Consider the following 16653-nt stretch of genomic DNA (forward strand, 5'->3'; position numbering starts at 1 on the left):
ACTGTTTTTGAAAGGTTAGATTCATGCGCGTTCTGATTGCCGAACACGACCACGCGGTGTATGCCCAGCTTCTGCGCCAAGCTGCACCCGATATCGAAGTGCTGACCAGCGGCGATTCCGCCGAGTTGTCGCGGCTGGCCGCGGACTGCCCGGTCTGGCTCGGCCAGCCTGATCTGTTGGCGACGCTGTTGCGTCAAGGCCATCAACCCCGTTGGTTGCAATCGACCTGGGCAGGCATCACGCCGCTGCTGGCCGAGGGTTTGACACGCGATTACCGACTGACCCGCGCCGTCGGTATTTTCGGCCAGGTAATGGCTGAGTACGTGCTGACCTACATGCTGGGCCATGAGCGCGAAGTGCTTGCGCGGTTGGTCAGCCAAGTGGAGCGCAAGTGGGACAACCGCCAAGGGCAAAGCCTGGCAGGACGCAAGGTGCTGATTGTCGGGACCGGTGATATCGGTCAGTGCGTGGCGCAGTTCCTGGTGCCGTTTGGCGTGCAGTTGTACGGCATCGCCAGCGAAGCCCGGGAGCTGGCGCCGTTTGTCGAAGTCGGCGCGCTGGAAGATTTGCCACGCCTGGTGGGCGAAGTGGATTACGTGATCAATCTGCTGCCGAACACCCCGAACACCCATGACATCTATGATGCGGCGCTGTTCAAGCATTTCAAACCCACCGGGCTGTTTATCAATGTCGGCCGTGGCGTGGCCGTGGTCGATGCAGACCTGGTGCAAGCCTTGAAAGAAGGGCACTTGGCCGGCGCGGTGATCGACGTCTGCCGCCAGGAGCCATTGCCGCAGCGCCATCCATTCTGGACCGCGTGGGGCCTGCTGCTGACCGGTCACAGCTCGGCTCCGACCTCGCCGCCGATGATGGTGCAACTGTTCCTGGAAAACCTGCGGGCCTATGAGGCCGGTGATGGGTTGCGTGGGGAAGTGGATTTCAATCGGGGCTATTGAAACCCACCCCGATCAAAGGGTGGAAGCACCGTATCTACTTCAGTGCGCGGGAGCCCTTGTGGCGAGGGAGCTTGCTCCCTCGCCACGGGTTCGGCGGGCTCCTTACAGAGTGAAGTCGCCTTCGGCCACCAGCTCGCTCAACGGCCGGCGCGGGCTTGGGACTTCCCGGGCCTGGAGGTAGTCGGCCAGGGTGGATTTGTCCCCCAGCTTGCCAATCGCCACGGCGGCGGAACGTGATGACGCAACCTACGTCCCGGCGCCCGGCCTGACAAGCCCCTGTTACCGGCAGTCGCCAATGCTTGGCCTCGGGAGGTCCCGGCACTAGACTGTCGGCCTTTTCACCACGTGATGTTGATGCCCGAGCCATGGCCGCCAAAGTCGAACCGTTCTGGATACGCAAAACCCTCGATCAGCTCGATCCCCAGGAATGGGAATCGCTGTGCGACGGCTGTGGCCTGTGCTGCCTGCAAAAGCTCGAAGATGAAGACGACAACAGCGTCTACTACACGCGCATCGCCTGCAAACTGTTGGACCTGAAGACGTGCCAGTGCACCGATTATCCCAATCGCCGCGACTTTGTCCCGGACTGCATCCAGCTCACGCCGGGCAAGGCCGATGAGTTCAAATGGTTGCCGCCGACCTGTGGCTATCGACTGGTCAGCGAGGGCAAGGACTTGCCGCTGTGGCACCATCTGGTCTGCGGCGATCGGGACGCTGTGCACCACGAACGCATTTCCCAGTCGGGGCGCATGCTGGCCGAAGGCAGGGTGGCTGAAGACGATTGGGAAGATCACCTGATTTTCCGCGCAGGCTGAATCCAACGACATCGCACCACAGGGAGCGCCCATGGCGGCAGGATTGAAATGGATGCTGGCGGCTGCACTGCTGGCGTTGTGCGGGCCGCTGTGGGCGGCGCAGAAAGTCGACCTTGATTATCACGTTCACTTGTTGCCGCAGAGCGATCAGGCCGAAGTGCGCCTGACCCTCGCGCGGGGCTCGGCGGTGCGCAGCCTGGATTTCGATCTCGGCGACGAAGGCCGCTATAGCGATTTCAAGGCGGACGGCCAATGGCAGCTCACCCCCGGCCACGGCTCGCGAGGCGTTTGGCGTCCAGCCGCCGACAAGGCGAGCCTGACCTACCGCGTGCGCATCAGCGAATCGCGCAAGAACGGTTCTTTTGAGACCCGCATGTCCCCGGGATGGGCCTTGCTGCGCGGCGACGACCTGGTGCCGCCGGCCAAGCTGGATCAGCAGGACGGCATCGAGTTGGTGTCGCGCCTGGAGTTCGAACTGCCCGTCGGCTGGAAGAGCATCGAGACGTCCTGGCCGCGTATCGGCAAGCAACGCTTTCGCATCGATAACCCTTCGCGCTTGTTCGACCGGCCCACGGGCTGGATGCTCGCCGGCAAGCTCGGCAGCCGCCGCACGCGCCTGGGTGAGACCGAGGTCACCGTCGCTTCGCCCCAAGGCCAGGGCATGCGGCGGATGGACGTGCTGACGCTGCTGACCTTCGTCTGGCCGCAAGTGCAGGCAGCGCTGCCGCGTCATCCTGCCAAGCTGCTGATCGTCGGTGCGAGCGACCCGATGTGGCGGGGTGCCCAGGCCGGTCGCGATTCGGTTTACCTGCACAGCCGTCCACCGCTGGTCAGCGAACGGGGCAGCAGCCCGCTATTACGGGAATTGGTCCAGGTACTGGCGCGCATCAACGACCACGATCGTAGCGACTGGATTGGCGAAGGGTTGAACGAGTATTACGCCATCGAACTGCTGCGCCGCGCTGGCGGTATGAGCGATGAGCGTTATCAGGGCCTGAATGATCGCCTGGTCCGGGACAGCAAGGGCGTCACAACCTTGCGCGGCGAACAGGTGAGCCCTGCAATGGTGGCCAAGGCGGTGCTGTTGTTGCAGGAGCTGGACCGCGAAATCCGCCTCAAGACGCGCAACAAGCGTTCGCTCGATGACGTGCTACAGGGCGCGATGCGGTTGGAAACGGTGGATACCGAGGAGTTTGTCCAGCTCAGCGAGAGCATTCTTGGCGAACGTTCCACCGCGCTGGACACTCGGTTACTTCAGTAATTTCGCTTCATCGGTCGCACAGCCGAGATCAGAGCCCAGCCTTCGGCGAAACCAGCGAATCATTTCCGGTAACGGTGGCTGTATCGGTCGCGGCCGTTGCATTGGCCTTCATGCGCGACAACTCATCGCCCGCCTGTTCGATCCGGGCGCGGGCCTCGTGCAGATGCTGACGATTCCTTTCCAGCATACTCTTGGCCGAGCAGTGTCCGGTGATGCCGCGGGCCAGGGCCATGCCGCCGATTGCCAGTTGAGCCAGGCCGAACACTCCGCCGCGGCGCAGGCCCTTGCCCATCATCAGCACCCCACCGGCCAGTGAACCAATGCGCTCCCAGCCGTGTACGTTTTGCGGGGTACGGGATTGAAAAGGGGTGGTCTCAACCGGCCCGAACGGATTGTTATCGCTCATGATCTGTCTCCAGTGTGGGGATTTGTATAAAGCTGACTGCCAGAGCGAATCCGTCGTTCCATCAATTTCGCGCCGGTCAGCGGAATTGCGGACCCGAGCGCGTGTTGTTGCCTTTGGCCATGCGGTCGTACAACACGACATTGACCGTGGCCGCCAGGTTCATGCAGCCGTTGGTGGGGATGTAGATCACGTCTTCGCACCAGTCGCGGATGTCTTTGTCCAGCGAGCCGTCTTCCGGGCCGAAGATATACAAGGCGCGGTCCGGGTGCGTGTATTCGGGCAGCGGCCGGGCGCCTTCCACCAGCTCGACGGCCACCGGTACGCAGCCAAGGGGCAGGATCTTCTTCAGGTCGTCGATGCCGATCAGCGGGATTTCGTAGTGGACTTTCTTGGTGTCGGTGACGAAGTCGGCGGCGCGTTCATAACGCTTGCCCGTGTAGAACACCGACGCCACGCCGTAGCAACCGGCGGCGCGCATCACCGAACCGACGTTTTCCGGTGACTTGGGGTTGAACAGACCGATGCAGCTGTAGCGTTTGTTGGCCACGGACGGGGTGCCTTTGAGAAAAGGCGCGATTATACGGGGAATGCCGTTCACTTACGAAAAACGATACGCCTGTGGCGAGGGAGCAGGCTCCCTTGCCACCCGATGGCCTGCTACTCGTCTTTTTTCATCAGTCCGGCCAGTGCGGCGAAGGGGTTATGGGTCGCCTTGGCGATCTTCGGCGTGCTCAGGGAGCCCTCGCCAAAGTATTGCTGGTCGGTATAACGCGAGTGCTCGTTGTCGTGGCAGTACAAGCACAGCAGTTCCCAGTTGGAACCGTCCTGCGGGTTGTTGTCGTGGTTGTGGTCGCGGTGGTGAACGGTCAGCTCGCTCAGGCGCTTGCCGGAAAACTCACGGGCGCAGCGGCCGCAGACGTGGGGGTACATTTTCAGGGCTTTGTCGCGGTAGCCCATTTCCCGGTCGCGCTGGGCGTCGGCAAGGATGCGGTCCAGCTTGGCAGTGTTGGACGGTGGGGTGGACGAACTCATGGGTTCACCTTTGTAGAAAAGACTGATGACGGTTGGACAGAGTTTAGCTCAGCCCTTGAGCTTCTCGGCAATCCAGATGGTGTGGCGGGTGCCTTTGTTGCCGTGGGCGAAGACTTGCACCTCTTCAGCCTTGAAGCCGGCCTTCTTCAGCTTGTCGGAAAACTGCCGGTCAGCACTGGCCGACCACACGGCCAGCACGCCCTTGGGCCGCAGGGCTTTGGCGCAGGCGGCCAGGCCACCGGCCGAATAGAGCCAGCTGTTGGCTTTCTGGGTCAGGCCTTCGGGGCCGTTGTCGACGTCCAGCATGATTGCGTCGAAGCCCTGGGGCTCGGCTTGCAGTACCTTGGCGACGTCTTCCATGCGGATCACCGTGCGCGGGTCCGACAGCGGCCGTCCGGCCTTTTCGCCCAAGGGGCCGCGATTCCACTCCACCACGCCGGGAACCAGTTCGGCCACCACCACTTCGGCGCTCTTGCCCAAATGCTTGAGGGCCGAGGCGAGGGTGAAGCCCATGCCGAGCCCCCCGATCAGCACGCGCGAGCCAGGACGGCCGGCGACCTTGCGGCAAGGAATCTCGGCCAGGGCATCTTCGGAACCGTGCATGCGCGTATTCATCAACTGCCCGCCGTCACCGCCCTGGATCTTGATGACGAAGTCTTCGCCATACTCGAACAGGCACAGGGCACCGCCGTTGTCAGGGATAGGGGTGGTGTCGAGTAGAACGAAACGTTTCATGGAAATCTCATGGGAAGGGGCAGACTTGCCCGGTAGGGACTAGCCTCAAAGCAGACAATAGCCATGGAGCCATTGATGAAGTGCAGCATTCTAACGGCCATTGCCCTGGCGGCGCTCTCGATAAGTTATGCACAGGCCCAGCAACCGACGATTCCGGTATCGCCGCCGAGCATTCCCGGTTCGCCCGGCACCGCCACGCCCATGCCGTACCCGCCGGTCGCGCCCAGCGGCGTACCCAAGGCCGGCCCCGGAAGTGGCGGCCCGCCCTTGTTGCCACCGATCGAAATGCCCAGGCCGCCGAAGGACCAACCGATACCGGGCCTGGAACCTAAGCCGCCGAAGGCCAAGTCGCCTGGAGGCTAGACCTGCTGCGAGAGCAATTGCCCGTCGGCCATGCGCAGGCGCTTGGACAGGGAGACGGCGAGGGCGCGGATGATCTTGGCGGCAATCTTCGGCGCGTCGTTGAGCATTTTTTCCAGGGAGTCCTTGCCCAGGTTCAGCAACTGGCAATCAGTGGCTGCAATGCAACTGGCCGAGCGCCGTTCGCCGTCGAGCACGGCCATCTCGCCGAACGCCCGGCCGCTGCGCAGTGTAGCGATGGTGACGGGTTGGCCGTCAGGGCCGGTTTTCTGCACGGCGACCTGGCCGGTATGGAGGATACACATGAAGCTACCGGCATCGCCCTCGCGAAAAATCGCTTCGCCTTGGGCGATGGTGCTGACGCTGAAATAGCCCGCCGCCGCCGCGAAGTCGACGGGCAGCAATTGGTCGAACAGGCCGCAGTCCATCAGCCAATCGCGAATCTGGTTGTTCAGTAAAGTCGGTTCTGACATGTCGTCACGGTCTTTTTCTTGTGTTTACAGGGTCAACCTGGCCTGGGAGAGAACAGATGGGATGCCAGGCCAATGGAGCTAAGACCCGGCCATCCCACAGAGTTCCTCAGGCCCGTCCCAAAACCTTCAGCACAAACGCATATTCGAGCGCTACGTCACGCAATCCCTGGTAGCGACCGCTCATTCCACCGTGGCCGGCGCCCAGTTCGGTCTTGAGCAGCAGCGGGTTGTCATCGGTCTTGGTGGCCCGAAGTTTGGCCACCCATTTCGCCGCTTCCCAATATTGCACGCGGCTGTCGTTGTAGCCGGCGATCACCAGCATCGCCGGATACGCCTGGGCGCGAACATTTTCATAGGGGGCGTAGGCCCTGATCCGATCATAGACCTGCGGCTCTTCGGGATTGCCCCATTCGTCGTATTCCGTGACGGTCAGCGGCAGCTCGGGGTCGAGCATGGTATTGAGCACATCGACGAACGGCACTTCGGCAACTGCCACCTTGAACAGCTCGGGGCGCTGATTGAGCACCGCGCCGATCAACAGGCCACCGGCGCTACCACCGCTGATTGCCAACTGATCGGCCGTGGTGAAACCCTCGGCGATCAGGTGTTCGGCGCAGGCGATGAAGTCGCTGAAGGTGTTGTGTTTGTGCTCTTGCTTGCCGGCGCGGTACCAGGCTTCTCCCAGCTCGCCGCCGCCGCGTACATGGGCGATCGCAAACGCCACGCCACGGTCCAGCAGGCTCAGCCGCGCGTGGGAAAACCACGGGTCGAGGCTCTCGCCATAGGCGCCGTAGCCATACAGATACAGCGGCACCGGCTGGCCGAGGGCTTCACGCTTGACCACCAGGCTGATGGGCACCTGCGTGCCGTCCGGTGCGGTCGCCCAGAGCCGCTGGCTAACGTAGGCATCGGCGTCAAACGGACCCAGCACCGGGGTTTGCTTGAGCACGACTTGTGCGCCGCTGGCCAGGTCTAGCTGACGGATTTGCGCCGGACGGTTCAGGGCCTCGTAGCGCAGGCGAATCCGCTCGCTGACGAATTCCAGGCTGTTCTGCACATGCAGGCTGTAGGCCGCGTCCGGCAACTGCACCCGATATGCCGGCAAGCCATGTGGATGAACTTCGATGGTCGGCAGGCCGCCTTCGCGCAGGCTCAACGTCATTGCGCTGGCGTTCAGGCTCAGGCCATCGATCATCACTGTGTCGCTGTGGGGGATCAGGTTCTGCCAGTCGGCCTCGGTCGGCGCTTCGCCCGTATCGGCGGCCTGGTACAGCGCGTAATTGATGCCGTCGCGGTTGCTGCGGATGAACCAGGTCCACTGACCGTCGAGCAAGCCGTGATCGACATCATATTCATGGTGCTCGACCCGTGGCGCCAGGCAGGTAAACGGCAGTTGCGGTTGCGTGGCGTCCAGCACCCAGATCTCGCTGGTGGTCTTGCTGCCCAGGGACAGGATCAGCTGGCGCTCCGAACTCGAACGGTAGCAGTGCAGGAAGAAACGCCCGTCCGGCTCATGGAACACCTCTTCGGCGGCGGTGCCGTCCAGGCGATAGCGCAGCAGCTTGTGCGGGCGATGGGTGTCGTCCAGTTCGCCAAAGAACAGCGTCAGGCTGTCGTTGGCCCAGGTCATGCTGCCGTCGCAGTTTTCGAAGGAGAGTTCGCTGACCTTGTCGTTGGACAATTCCTTCACGAACAGGGTGTAGATCTCATCGCCCGTGGTATCCAGGCTGTAGGCCAGGCGCTGATGGTCGGGGCTGATGCTGAACGCACCCAGGGAAAAGAACCCGCCGCCGGCCAGCGCGTTCGGGTCCAGCAAGAGTTGTTCATGAGTTTCATCGACGGTCAGGCTGTCGTCGGCCGGACGCGGGCAGCGGTAATGGCGCGGATATTCGTCACCGGCCGTGGTGCGCGTGTAATACAGGTACGGGCCCCAGGGCGAGGGCAGGGACAGGTCGGTCTCGAGGATCCGTCCCTTGATTTCCTGGAACAGCGTTTCGCGCAATTCGGCCTGATCGGCGAGTCGGGTTTCCTGATAACGGTTTTCGGCCTTGAGGTATTCGAGCACGGCGTCGGTGTCGCGCTCCTGCAGCCAGGCATACGGGTCGACACCGGCGTCCTTGCGGGCAATCGGTGCGTCGGGAACGTGGGCGGATAGGGGCATGAAAAAATTCTCGGGCTGGATACGAAAAGGGACAAGGGGCCGGCGGCGTCAGTTCTGTTGCCGGACCGAAAAACTCACCACGCCAGCCAAGGGGCAGACGCCGGGGCAGCCTGACGAGCGAAAAGCCGTTACTATAAGCGCCTCTTTGCCTGCCTTGCCATGGACACCATGACCGAGAACGACTATCTGATTGCCTGGGGCCTCTACGCCTTCGCCGCCTTGGGCTGCCTGCTGGTATGGATGCGCATGACCCGCTTCATGTGGCGCTGGTTGCGCGAGCCGCTGCGGCTGTTGATGGCGGTGCTGCTGTTCAGCCCGACCATCGTCGACCCGGTGAAGGAAAAGGTTGCGCCGGCGCTGGCGATTGTCGCCCTGGATGTGCTGTTCAAGGTTGGCAACAATCTCTGGCGCGCAGCGTCGGACCTGCTCATGTACGGCATGATCGCCTTCGGCCTCTACCTGATTGTCGTGCTGATCCGCTTCCCTATCGAACGTGCTTCAAAGGCCCGCAAGGAGCGAGCTGCCGCCGCGAAAGCCGCTGAGGCAGCCGAGCCTGACGACGAACCGCCGTTCGGCGTCGCCGGCGATGACCGCTACGGTCGCCCGCCCGTGCCGAGCAACCCTCAGCGTTCGCGTATCGAACCGCGCCTGTAGCCAGGCCTCCCATTCCTTTGAGGGTTCGAGCATGTGTGAATTATTGGGCATGAGTGCCAATGTGCCGACCGACATCGTGTTCAGTTTCACCGGTTTGATGCAACGCGGGGGCAAGACCGGACCGCATCGCGATGGCTGGGGGATCGCCTTCTATGAAGGCCGCGGCTTGCGCCTGTTCCAGGACCCGGCCGCGAGCAGCGAGTCGGAAGTGGCAAACCTGGTGCAGCGATATCCGATCAAGAGCGAAGTGGTGATCGGGCACATCCGCCAGGCCAACGTCGGCAAGGTCTGTCTCTCCAACACCCACCCGTTCGTGCGCGAGTTGTGGGGGCGCAACTGGTGTTTCGCCCACAACGGCCAGCTCGCCGATTTCCAGCCGGGTGTGAGCTTCTACCGCCCCGTGGGCGATACCGACAGCGAAGCGGCTTTCTGTGATTTGCTCAACCGGGTGCGCCAAGCCTTTCCGGAACCGGTGGACGTGGAGCATTTATTGCCATCGTTGATCGAAGCCTGCAGCGAATATCGCAGCAAAGGCGTGTTCAATTGCCTGCTCAGCGACGGTGACTGGCTGTTCTGCTATTGCTCGACCAAACTGGCGCAGATCACCCGGCGCGCGCCGTTCGGTCCGGCGCGGCTCAAGGATGTCGACGTGATTGTCGATTTCCAGGCCGAAACCACGCCCAACGACGTGGTCACGGTGATTGCCACCGAACCCCTGACTGAAAACGAAACCTGGACCCGCTACGAACCGGGCCAATGGAGCCTGTGGCGACGCGGTGAATGCGTCAGCCACGGTCGGACCGAATAAGGACGTCACGCTATGTTGCTCAGTTATCTACGGTTGGTGTTGTTCGCGGTGGGCCTGCTGGTCGGGGTCCAGGTGCCAGGCTTTGTCAGCGACTATGCCAAGCGGGTCGAGGCTCACCTGATCGAGGCGCAAACCGGGCTCCAGGGTTTCCAGGGCACCGCGAATCAGTTTTTCAAGGGCGACATGCAAGCCCTGGTAGCGCATTACCGCGCCAGCGAAGACCCGATCTTTCGCAGCGATGCCGACAGCCTGAACACCTTGCTGGTGCGTCAGCAGGCGTTGGACAAGCAATTCCAGGCGATGCAAGGCCCGTGGTACATCCGCCTGCTGCAAGTGGCCTTGGCCGCCGACCCGGACATCCGCAAGGAAACCTGGAACGGCTACAGCTACCAGATCCTGCTGACCCCCGAGGCCATGATCTGGGGCATCAGCGGTGCCCTGTTGCTGTCGTTCGGCCTGGAATGCCTGTTCCGGTTGATCGACTGGGTCGTGCTGGGCGGCAAGCGCCTGCGCCAGAGCCGGCCAATCGAAGAGCGCGACCTGCGCGGGCTCTGACAGCGCTTTTCGTGGCGAGGGAGCTTGCTCCCGCTGGGCCGCGCAGCGGCCCCAAAACCAGACGCTGCGCAGTGTCAGGCTGATGATGCCCGGCCGTTTTGGGTCTGCTTCGCAGACCAGCGGGAGCAAGCTCCCTCGCCACAAAAGCGGTCCGCCTTTCCTGGCGATGCTCCGCCCAATCAAATTTTTCTTATGACCCGGCCAAGGTTTTATTCGTTGGACGGGATCGGCTGCGCGCTCAAGAATCGGGGCAACGGTCTCCACGCCAGCGTCGTCGAGACTCACAACAATAAAACCGTGGAGAACCACCATGAGTGCACCCGACACGCTCGGCGTCCCCCAGCCGCAGGCCCGTTCCGGCCCGTTCGACTGGTACCGCAACATCAACCAGCAGGAACGGCGCACGTTCTGGAGCTGCAAGATCGGTTATGCCCTGGACGGCATGGACACGCAAATGCTCAGTTTCGTGGTGCCGACCCTGATCGCCATGTGGGGCATCACCACCGGTGAAGCGGGGCTGATCCACACCAGCACGCTGATCGCTTCGGCCATCGGCGGTTGGGTCGCGGGTATTCTCTCGGACCGCATCGGCCGGGTGCGCACCTTGCAACTGACGGTGTTGTGGTTCGCCTTCTTTACCTTCCTCTGCGGCTTCGCCCAGAACTACGAACAGTTGTTGATCGCCCGCACATTGATGGGTTTCGGCTTTGGCGGCGAGTGGACCGCCGGCGCGGTGTTGATGGGCGAGGTGATCCGCGCCAAGGACCGTGGCAAGGCGGTGGGCATGGTGCAATCGGGTTGGGCGCTGGGCTGGGGCATGACGGCGATTCTGTATGCGCTGTTGTTCTCGGTCTTGCCGCCGGAAGACGCTTGGCGCGCGTTGTTCATCCTCGGCATCGTGCCGGCGGTGTTCGTGATTTTCGTCCGCCGGTTGGTCAAGGATCCGGAAATCTACAACCAGACCAAGGCCCGACTGACGCCGGAGAATCCGGCCAAGTTCTACGAGATCTTTGCCCCCGGCATCCTCTTCACCACCATCCGGGCTTCGCTGCTGACGACAGGCGCGTTGGGCGGTTACTACGCGATCACCTCCTGGCTGCCGACATTCCTGAAAAACGAGCGAGGTTTGAGCGTGCTGGGCACCGGCGGATACCTGGCGATGGTTATCGTCGGTTCCTATGTGGGATACGTTATCAGCGCGTACTTGAGCGACATCCTCGGTCGCAAGAAAAACTTCGTCCTGTTCGCCGTCGGCTCATTCACGATCGTGCTGCTGTACACCCAAGTGCCGGTGAGTAATACCGTGATGCTTTGGCTGGGCTTCCCGCTGGGTTTCTTCGCTTCGGGAATGTTCAGCGGCATGGGCTCGTTCCTTACCGAGTTATTCCCGACCCGCATCCGGGGCTCGGGCCAGGGTTTCTGCTACAACATTGGCCGGGCAGTGGCGGCGCTGTTCCCTCTGTTGATTGGTATTCTCAGCCAGAAGGTGCCATTGAGCGTCGGTATCGGTGCGTTCGCGGCGGTGTCCTACGGAGTGGTGATCCTCGCGGCCCTGAGCCTGCCGGAAACCCAAGGCAAGCAGTTGGAAGCCGAGTAACTGATAACCTGTGGGGCCAAATGCCCCATAGCTAAAAAGAAAGAGCCTACAGGAGCGTTCACCGTGAACCGCCTGCTATTGAATTGCGACATCGGCGAAAGCTTCGGCAACTGGACCCTGGGTCTGGACGCCGAGGTGATGCCCTTTATCGATTGCGCCAACATCGCCTGCGGCTTCCATGCCGGCGACCCGAGCATCATGCGCAAGACCGTCAGCCTGGCCCTGAGCCATGGCGTACGGATCGGCGCGCACCCGGCCTATCAGGATCTGGCGGGCTTCGGCCGACGTTCCATGGCCTATGGCGCCCAGGAATTGCAGGACCTGCTGCACTATCAGGTCGGCGCCCTGGACGGTATCTGCCGCGCCCAAGGTGGTCGGGTCAGCTACGTCAAACCCCACGGCGCGATGTACAACGACATGATGGCCAACCCGGCGCAACTGCGCGCGGTAATCCAGGCAGTCGCCGCTTATGACCGGCAATTGCCGTTGATGCTGATGGCGACTCGGGACAACAGCGCCGCCCAAGCCTTGGGCGATGAGTATGGCTTGACGCTGTGGTTCGAGGCCTTCGCCGACCGAGCCTATGACAGTGCCGGTCACCTGGTTTCCAGGCAATTGCCCGGGGCGGTGCATCACGATCCCGAGATCATCATCGGGCAGGCCCTGACCATCGCCCGCGGCGATGCGCTAACGGCCAGCGATGGCAGCCCCTTGAATCTGCACGCCAACACCTTGTGCGTGCATGGCGACAACGCCAGTTCCGTAGCCGCCGTGCAGCGTATCCGCCAGGCCCTGGATGGGCAGAACGCGCCATGAAGCCGCGCTTGGAAGTGGTGGCGGTGGACTGCCTGATGGTTCGCCTGTTCGATGAGATCGCCGAGACCAACATGCCGTGGATGCTCGCCGCCAGCGAGCGTTTGCGTGAGGTTTTTGCCGGCGACTTGATCGACCTGGTGCCGTCCTACACCACGCTGATGGTGCATTACGATTTGCTGGCCCTGACGCCGACCCAGGCTCGCGAGCTGATCGGCGAGGCGCTGAACAATCTTTCGCCGGACGCCGGCTCTGTCGGTCAATGCCATGTGTTGCCGGTGTGGTACGACCTTAGCGTCGGGCCTGAGCTGGTCCTGCTATCGAGCCGCAGCGGGTTGACGGTGGAGCAAGTGATCCGTCGCCACACCGAGCGTGAGTACCAAGTGTTTGCCCTGGGTTTCGCGCCGGGCTTCGCCTTCATGGGGCTGGTTGACGAAGAACTGGCCGCGCCGCGCCTCGATACGCCGCGCAAGCGGGTGGCAGCGGGCAGCGTGGGCATCGCCGAGCGCCAGACCGCGGCGTACCCGGTGGTCTCGCCCGGCGGCTGGAACCTGATCGGTCGCACCCCGGCCAGACTGTTCGACCGTGAGCGCGACGGCTACAGCTTGATGCGACCCGGCGACACGGTGCGTTTTGCCGCCATCGATCACGCTGAATTCATCGCCCTGGGCGGCGACGACAGCCCGTTGGAGGTCCAGGCATGAGTCGTTTGTTGATCGAGGCCAGCACACCGCTGTGCCTGTTGCAGGACACCGGCCGTTTCGGCGTAAGGCACTTGGGCGTGACCCAGGGCGGGGCGGCGGACTGGCTGTCGATGAGCTGGGCCAATTGGATGTTGGGCAACGCGCCCGACGCGGCGGTGGTGGAAATCACCCTCGGCGGCTTTACCGTGGTGGCCGAGGAAGATTGCGTGCTGGCGCTGGCCGGGGCTGATCTGGGCGCGCGGGTGGATGGCCAGGCGGTGGCGTCGTGGCGGTTTTTTAGCCTGCGCCGAGGCCAGACCCTGGCGCTCACCCAACCGGTGCTTGGCGCCCGGGCTTACCTGGCGGCGCCCGGCGGGTTCGACGCGCCCGCGGTGCTGGGCAGCCGGGCGACGGTGGTGCGCGAAGAACTGGGTGGCCTGGATGGGCGGGGGCGGGCGTTGAGTCGCGGCGAACACTTGAGTTATTCAGGCGCGGCGACGCCTCGGCCCATGCCGTACGCGCTGATTCCAGATTTTCAACAAGCGCAGCCGCTGGACCTGATCCTCGGCGCGCAGAATGGCGCGTTCAGTGGACGCAGCCTGTTCGATGCGTTCAACACTGCGTGGACGCTGGACAGTCGCGCCGATCGCATGGGCATGCGCTTGCTGGGCACGGCGCTGGAATATCAGGGGCCGGCGATGATTTCCGAGGGCATTCCGCTGGGGGCCGTGCAGGTGCCGCCGGACGGCCAGCCGATCGTGCTGCTCAACGATCGGCAAACCATCGGCGGCTATCCGCGCCTGGGCGCCCTGACACCGCTGTCCCTGGCCCGGCTGGCGCAATGCCTGCCGGGGGCGCAGGTGCAGTTGCGGCCGGTGGTGCAGGAGGTTGCGCATCGGCAGCAGGTTGAATGTCTTCAGGCGTTCTTGAGGGGTTGAAAAGCTTCGCGATCCGCCGGGGTCGCGAAGAGACATCACTGGCGCGAAGTGCTTATTTGGAGAGAAACCGCATCCCTTCTTCCAAGCCTCGCAAGGTCAGCGGATACATCCGGTCTTCCACCAACTCCCGCACGATGTTGGTCGAGGCGGTATAACCCCAGGTGTCCTTCGGGTACGGATTGATCCAGATGAGCTTCTTGTATTTCTCCATGAAGCGCTGCATCCACACATAACCGGCTTCTTCGTTCCAGTGCTCGACGCTGCCGCCGGCCTGGGTGATTTCGTAAGGGGCCATGGCGGCGTCGCCGATGAAGATTACTTTGTAGTCGGCGCCGTACTTGTGCAGCAAGTCCTGGGTCGATGTGCGCTCCGAGGTGCGGCGCAGGTTGTTCTTCCACACCGATTCGTAGACGAAGTTGTGGAAGTAGAAGTACTCCAGGTGCTTGAACTCGGTCTTGCAGGCCGAGAACAGTTCTTCGCAGATTTTCACGTGGGCATCCATCGAGCCGCCGATGTCGAACAGCAGCAAGAGCTTGACGGTGTTGCGTCGCTCGGGGCGCATCTGGATGTTCAGCAGGCCGGCGTCCCGGGCGGTGTGGTCGATGGTGCCGTCGATGTCCAACTCTTCGGCCGCACCTTGGCGAGCAAATTTGCGCAGGCGTCGCAGGGCGATCTTGATGTTGCGGGTGCCCAGTTCGACCTGGTCGTCGAGGTTCTTGTACTCGCGCTGGTCCCAGACCTTCACGGCCTTGCCCTGGCGCTTGCCGGCGTCGCCGACACGGATGCCCTCGGGGTTGAAACCGCCGGAGCCGAACGGACTGGTGCCGCCGGTGCCGATCCACTTGTTGCCGCCAGCGTGGCGTTCCTTCTGTTCCTCCAGGCGCTTCTTGAACTCTTCGATCAGTTTGTCCAGGCCACCGAGGGACTGGATTTGAGCCCGTTCTTCATCGGTCAGCGAGCGCTCGAACTCCTTGCGCAACCAGTCTTCGGGAATCAGCGCCTGGAGGTGATCGTCGAGTTTTTCCAGGCCGTTGAAGTAGGCGGCAAACGCCCGGTCGAATTTATCGAAATGCCGTTCGTCCTTCACCAGGATCGCTCGGGACAGGTAGTAGAACTCATCCATGTCGGCAAAGATCACCCGCTGTTTCAGCGCGTTGATCAGGTCCAGCAATTCACGCACCGACACGGGCACCTTGGCGGCGCGCATCTCATTGAACAGGTTTAGCAGCATGGCAATCGCCCTCGCTCTTGTTAGACGAAGAGGATCAGCGAGTGCCGCGACGGCTCATGAACGCCAGGCGTTCGAGCAATTGCACGTCCTGCTCGTTCTTGACCAGGGCACCGGCCAGCGGCGGAATGGCCTTGGTCGGATCACGCTCGCGCAGCACCGCTTCGCCGATGTTGTCGGCCATCAGCAGCTTGAGCCAGTCCACCAGTTCGGAGGTGGAAGGTTTTTTCTTCAGGCCCGGCACCTTGCGTACGTCGAAAAACACGTCCAGCGCTTCGCTGACCAGGTCTTTCTTGATGTCCGGGTAATGCACATCGACGATTTTTTGCAGGGTGACGCGGTCGGGGAAGGCGATGTAGTGGAAGAAGCAGCGGCGCAGGAAGGCGTCCGGCAGTTCTTTTTCGTTGTTGGAGGTAATGATGATGATCGGGCGCTGCTTGGCCTTGATGGTTTCGTCGGTCTCGTAGATGTAGAACTCCATCTTGTCGAGTTCCTGGAGCAGGTCGTTGGGGAACTCGATGTCGGCCTTGTCGATCTCGTCGATCAGCAGGATTACCCGCTCCTCGGATTCAAACGCTTCCCAGAGCTTGCCTTTCTTCAAGTAGTTGCGCACGTCATGGACTTTGTCTACGCCCAATTGCGAGTCCCGCAGGCGGCTGACCGCGTCGTACTCGTACAAGCCCTGGTGAGCCTTGGTGGTTGACTTGATGTGCCAAGTGATCAGGCGCGCGCCGAAGGACTCGGCCAGTTGTTCGGCAAGCATGGTCTTGCCGGTGCCCGGTTCGCCCTTGACCAGCAGCGGCCGCTCCAGGGTGATGGCTGCGTTCACGGCCAGTTTCAGGTCATCGGTGGCCACGTAGGCGCGGGTGCCTTCGAACTTCATCGGTATTTCCTCGAACGGTGTCGCCGGCCCGGCGAGGCAAGGCGCGCGAAATAGATATCGTGCCCGACTATAACGCGAGCCCCCGCCGACTGTGAACGCAGACGCTGTATTCAGTCTCTGAATGGGGCGTCACATGTTGACTCAGTCTCGGCCGCTTGCCAGTATTGCGTATCGCCAATTTGGCGATACAGTTCCGGATTCATACTTTTCTAACGGTCAGCCGCACTTGTGGCGAGGGAGCTTGCTCCCGCTCGAGTGCGCAGCGCTCGCAGGCTTTTAGGGCCGCTTCGCGGCC

General features: G+C 62.4%; 19 protein-coding genes and 1 pseudogene. 11 read left to right on the top strand and 9 right to left on the bottom strand.

Features of this window, described 5'->3' with window-relative positions; all coding sequences use genetic code 11:
- The first annotated feature begins 23 nt into the window (after positions 1-23).
- A complete protein-coding gene (locus HU742_RS06510) occupies positions 24-956 on the top strand; it encodes a D-2-hydroxyacid dehydrogenase (protein WP_186636037.1) in 933 nt (310 codons plus the stop codon).
- A gap of 102 nt (positions 957-1058) precedes the next feature.
- Here the strand turns inward: HU742_RS06510 and HU742_RS06515 are convergent.
- A pseudogene (locus HU742_RS06515) lies at positions 1059-1184 on the bottom strand (nitroreductase family protein); the annotation flags it as partial.
- A gap of 137 nt (positions 1185-1321) precedes the next feature.
- Between HU742_RS06515 and HU742_RS06520 the strand changes: the two are divergent.
- Together HU742_RS06520 and HU742_RS06525 are read left to right on the top strand one after the other, a co-directional pair.
- A complete protein-coding gene (locus tag HU742_RS06520; RefSeq protein WP_186643722.1) occupies positions 1322-1771 on the top strand; it encodes a YcgN family cysteine cluster protein in 450 nt (149 codons plus the stop codon).
- A 31-nt stretch (positions 1772-1802) separates the two neighbouring features.
- Positions 1803-3032, top strand: coding sequence for a hypothetical protein (locus HU742_RS06525; RefSeq protein WP_186643724.1), 1230 nt, complete (start codon positions 1803-1805; stop codon positions 3030-3032).
- Between the two features lie 28 nt (positions 3033-3060).
- On the opposite strand, the gene HU742_RS06530 is transcribed toward HU742_RS06525, so the two are convergent.
- From HU742_RS06530 to HU742_RS06545, 4 genes are all read right to left on the bottom strand, one after another.
- Complete coding sequence (locus HU742_RS06530; protein WP_186614109.1) at positions 3061-3438, bottom strand: YgaP family membrane protein; 378 nt, start codon at positions 3436-3438, stop codon at positions 3061-3063.
- A gap of 76 nt (positions 3439-3514) precedes the next feature.
- Positions 3515-3985: an RNA methyltransferase gene (locus HU742_RS06535; RefSeq protein WP_186643726.1), complete on the bottom strand. Its 471-nt coding sequence runs from the start codon at positions 3983-3985 to the stop codon at positions 3515-3517.
- 110 nt (positions 3986-4095) lie between these two features.
- Positions 4096-4470 carry a YajD family HNH nuclease gene (locus HU742_RS06540; RefSeq protein WP_025212393.1) on the bottom strand — a complete coding sequence of 125 codons (375 nt, stop codon included), beginning with the start codon at positions 4468-4470 and terminating at the stop codon, positions 4096-4098.
- Between the two features lie 48 nt (positions 4471-4518).
- Positions 4519-5205, bottom strand: a complete 687-nt coding sequence (locus tag HU742_RS06545) for a spermidine synthase (RefSeq protein WP_030141186.1) — start codon at positions 5203-5205, stop codon at positions 4519-4521.
- Between the two features lie 75 nt (positions 5206-5280).
- On the opposite strand from HU742_RS06545, the gene HU742_RS06550 reads away from it, so the two are divergent.
- Complete coding sequence (locus tag HU742_RS06550) at positions 5281-5568, top strand: hypothetical protein (protein WP_186636043.1); 288 nt, start codon at positions 5281-5283, stop codon at positions 5566-5568.
- On the opposite strand, the gene HU742_RS06555 is transcribed toward HU742_RS06550, so the two are convergent.
- Together HU742_RS06555 and HU742_RS06560 are read right to left on the bottom strand one after the other, a co-directional pair.
- Positions 5565-6038: a cyclic nucleotide-binding domain-containing protein gene (locus HU742_RS06555; protein WP_186614101.1), complete on the bottom strand. Its 474-nt coding sequence runs from the start codon at positions 6036-6038 to the stop codon at positions 5565-5567. The two genes, HU742_RS06550 and HU742_RS06555, sit on opposite strands and share 4 nt — an antisense overlap.
- Positions 6039-6144: 106 nt before the next feature.
- Positions 6145-8199, bottom strand: a complete 2055-nt coding sequence (locus HU742_RS06560) for a S9 family peptidase (protein WP_186643728.1) — start codon at positions 8197-8199, stop codon at positions 6145-6147.
- Positions 8200-8358: 159 nt separating this feature from the next.
- Between HU742_RS06560 and HU742_RS06565 the strand changes: the two genes are divergently transcribed.
- From HU742_RS06565 to HU742_RS06595, 7 genes are all read left to right on the top strand, one after another.
- Positions 8359-8853 (top strand): MFS transporter, encoded by a 495-nt coding sequence (locus tag HU742_RS06565; RefSeq protein WP_186636048.1) that lies wholly within the window; start codon positions 8359-8361, stop codon positions 8851-8853.
- Positions 8854-8884: 31 nt separating this feature from the next.
- On the top strand, positions 8885-9661 hold the full coding sequence (locus HU742_RS06570; protein ID WP_186636051.1) for a class II glutamine amidotransferase: 777 nt from the start codon (positions 8885-8887) through the stop codon (positions 9659-9661).
- A 12-nt stretch (positions 9662-9673) separates the two neighbouring features.
- The gene (locus HU742_RS06575; RefSeq protein WP_025212399.1) at positions 9674-10216 is read left to right on the top strand and encodes a DUF2937 family protein; all 543 of its coding nucleotides are present in this window, start codon (positions 9674-9676) and stop codon (positions 10214-10216) included.
- 310 nt (positions 10217-10526) lie between these two features.
- On the top strand, positions 10527-11813 hold the full coding sequence (locus HU742_RS06580; RefSeq protein ID WP_186636054.1) for an MFS transporter: 1287 nt from the start codon (positions 10527-10529) through the stop codon (positions 11811-11813).
- Between the two features lie 63 nt (positions 11814-11876).
- On the top strand, positions 11877-12629 hold the full coding sequence (locus HU742_RS06585) for a 5-oxoprolinase subunit PxpA (protein WP_186636057.1): 753 nt from the start codon (positions 11877-11879) through the stop codon (positions 12627-12629).
- Positions 12626-13330: a 5-oxoprolinase subunit PxpB gene (gene pxpB, locus HU742_RS06590; RefSeq protein WP_186643732.1), complete on the top strand. Its 705-nt coding sequence runs from the start codon at positions 12626-12628 to the stop codon at positions 13328-13330. The genes HU742_RS06585 and pxpB overlap by 4 nt, the downstream gene beginning before the upstream one ends.
- Positions 13327-14247: a 5-oxoprolinase subunit C family protein gene (locus tag HU742_RS06595; RefSeq protein WP_186643733.1), complete on the top strand. Its 921-nt coding sequence runs from the start codon at positions 13327-13329 to the stop codon at positions 14245-14247. The genes pxpB and HU742_RS06595 overlap by 4 nt, the downstream gene beginning before the upstream one ends.
- Positions 14248-14299: 52 nt before the next feature.
- Here HU742_RS06595 and HU742_RS06600 read toward each other — a convergent pair whose 3' ends face one another.
- Entirely contained in the window at positions 14300-15478 is a 1179-nt protein-coding gene (locus HU742_RS06600; protein ID WP_003198888.1) for a vWA domain-containing protein, read from the bottom strand.
- 34 nt (positions 15479-15512) lie between these two features.
- The gene (locus tag HU742_RS06605) at positions 15513-16358 is read right to left on the bottom strand and encodes an AAA family ATPase (RefSeq protein WP_186636066.1); all 846 of its coding nucleotides are present in this window, start codon (positions 16356-16358) and stop codon (positions 15513-15515) included.
- Positions 16359-16653 lie beyond the last annotated feature (295 nt).

Origin of the sequence: Pseudomonas marvdashtae (assembly GCF_014268655.2) — a bacterium.
GTDB classification, from domain to species: Bacteria; Pseudomonadota; Gammaproteobacteria; order Pseudomonadales; family Pseudomonadaceae; genus Aquipseudomonas; species Aquipseudomonas marvdashtae.

Bases quoted from the DNA above. Each gene is read 5' to 3' on its own strand.
- HU742_RS06510 (WP_186636037.1), top strand. From the start codon at position 24: ATGCGCGTTCTGATTGCCGAACACGACCACGCGGTGTATGCCCAGCTT.
- HU742_RS06520 (WP_186643722.1), top strand. From the start codon at position 1,322: ATGGCCGCCAAAGTCGAACCGTTCTGGATACGCAAAACCCTCGATCAG.
- HU742_RS06525 (WP_186643724.1), top strand. From the start codon at position 1,803: ATGGCGGCAGGATTGAAATGGATGCTGGCGGCTGCACTGCTGGCGTTG.
- HU742_RS06530 (WP_186614109.1), bottom strand. From the start codon at position 3,438: ATGAGCGATAACAATCCGTTCGGGCCGGTTGAGACCACCCCTTTTCAA.
- HU742_RS06540 (WP_025212393.1), bottom strand. From the start codon at position 4,470: ATGAGTTCGTCCACCCCACCGTCCAACACTGCCAAGCTGGACCGCATC.
- HU742_RS06545 (WP_030141186.1), bottom strand. From the start codon at position 5,205: ATGAAACGTTTCGTTCTACTCGACACCACCCCTATCCCTGACAACGGC.
- HU742_RS06550 (WP_186636043.1), top strand. From the start codon at position 5,281: ATGAAGTGCAGCATTCTAACGGCCATTGCCCTGGCGGCGCTCTCGATA.
- HU742_RS06555 (WP_186614101.1), bottom strand. From the start codon at position 6,038: ATGTCAGAACCGACTTTACTGAACAACCAGATTCGCGATTGGCTGATG.
- HU742_RS06560 (WP_186643728.1), bottom strand. From the start codon at position 8,199: ATGCCCCTATCCGCCCACGTTCCCGACGCACCGATTGCCCGCAAGGAC.
- HU742_RS06565 (WP_186636048.1), top strand. From the start codon at position 8,359: ATGGACACCATGACCGAGAACGACTATCTGATTGCCTGGGGCCTCTAC.
- HU742_RS06570 (WP_186636051.1), top strand. From the start codon at position 8,885: ATGTGTGAATTATTGGGCATGAGTGCCAATGTGCCGACCGACATCGTG.
- HU742_RS06575 (WP_025212399.1), top strand. From the start codon at position 9,674: ATGTTGCTCAGTTATCTACGGTTGGTGTTGTTCGCGGTGGGCCTGCTG.
- HU742_RS06580 (WP_186636054.1), top strand. From the start codon at position 10,527: ATGAGTGCACCCGACACGCTCGGCGTCCCCCAGCCGCAGGCCCGTTCC.
- pxpB (WP_186643732.1), top strand. From the start codon at position 12,626: ATGAAGCCGCGCTTGGAAGTGGTGGCGGTGGACTGCCTGATGGTTCGC.
- HU742_RS06595 (WP_186643733.1), top strand. From the start codon at position 13,327: ATGAGTCGTTTGTTGATCGAGGCCAGCACACCGCTGTGCCTGTTGCAG.
- HU742_RS06600 (WP_003198888.1), bottom strand. From the start codon at position 15,478: ATGCTGCTAAACCTGTTCAATGAGATGCGCGCCGCCAAGGTGCCCGTG.
- HU742_RS06605 (WP_186636066.1), bottom strand. From the start codon at position 16,358: ATGAAGTTCGAAGGCACCCGCGCCTACGTGGCCACCGATGACCTGAAA.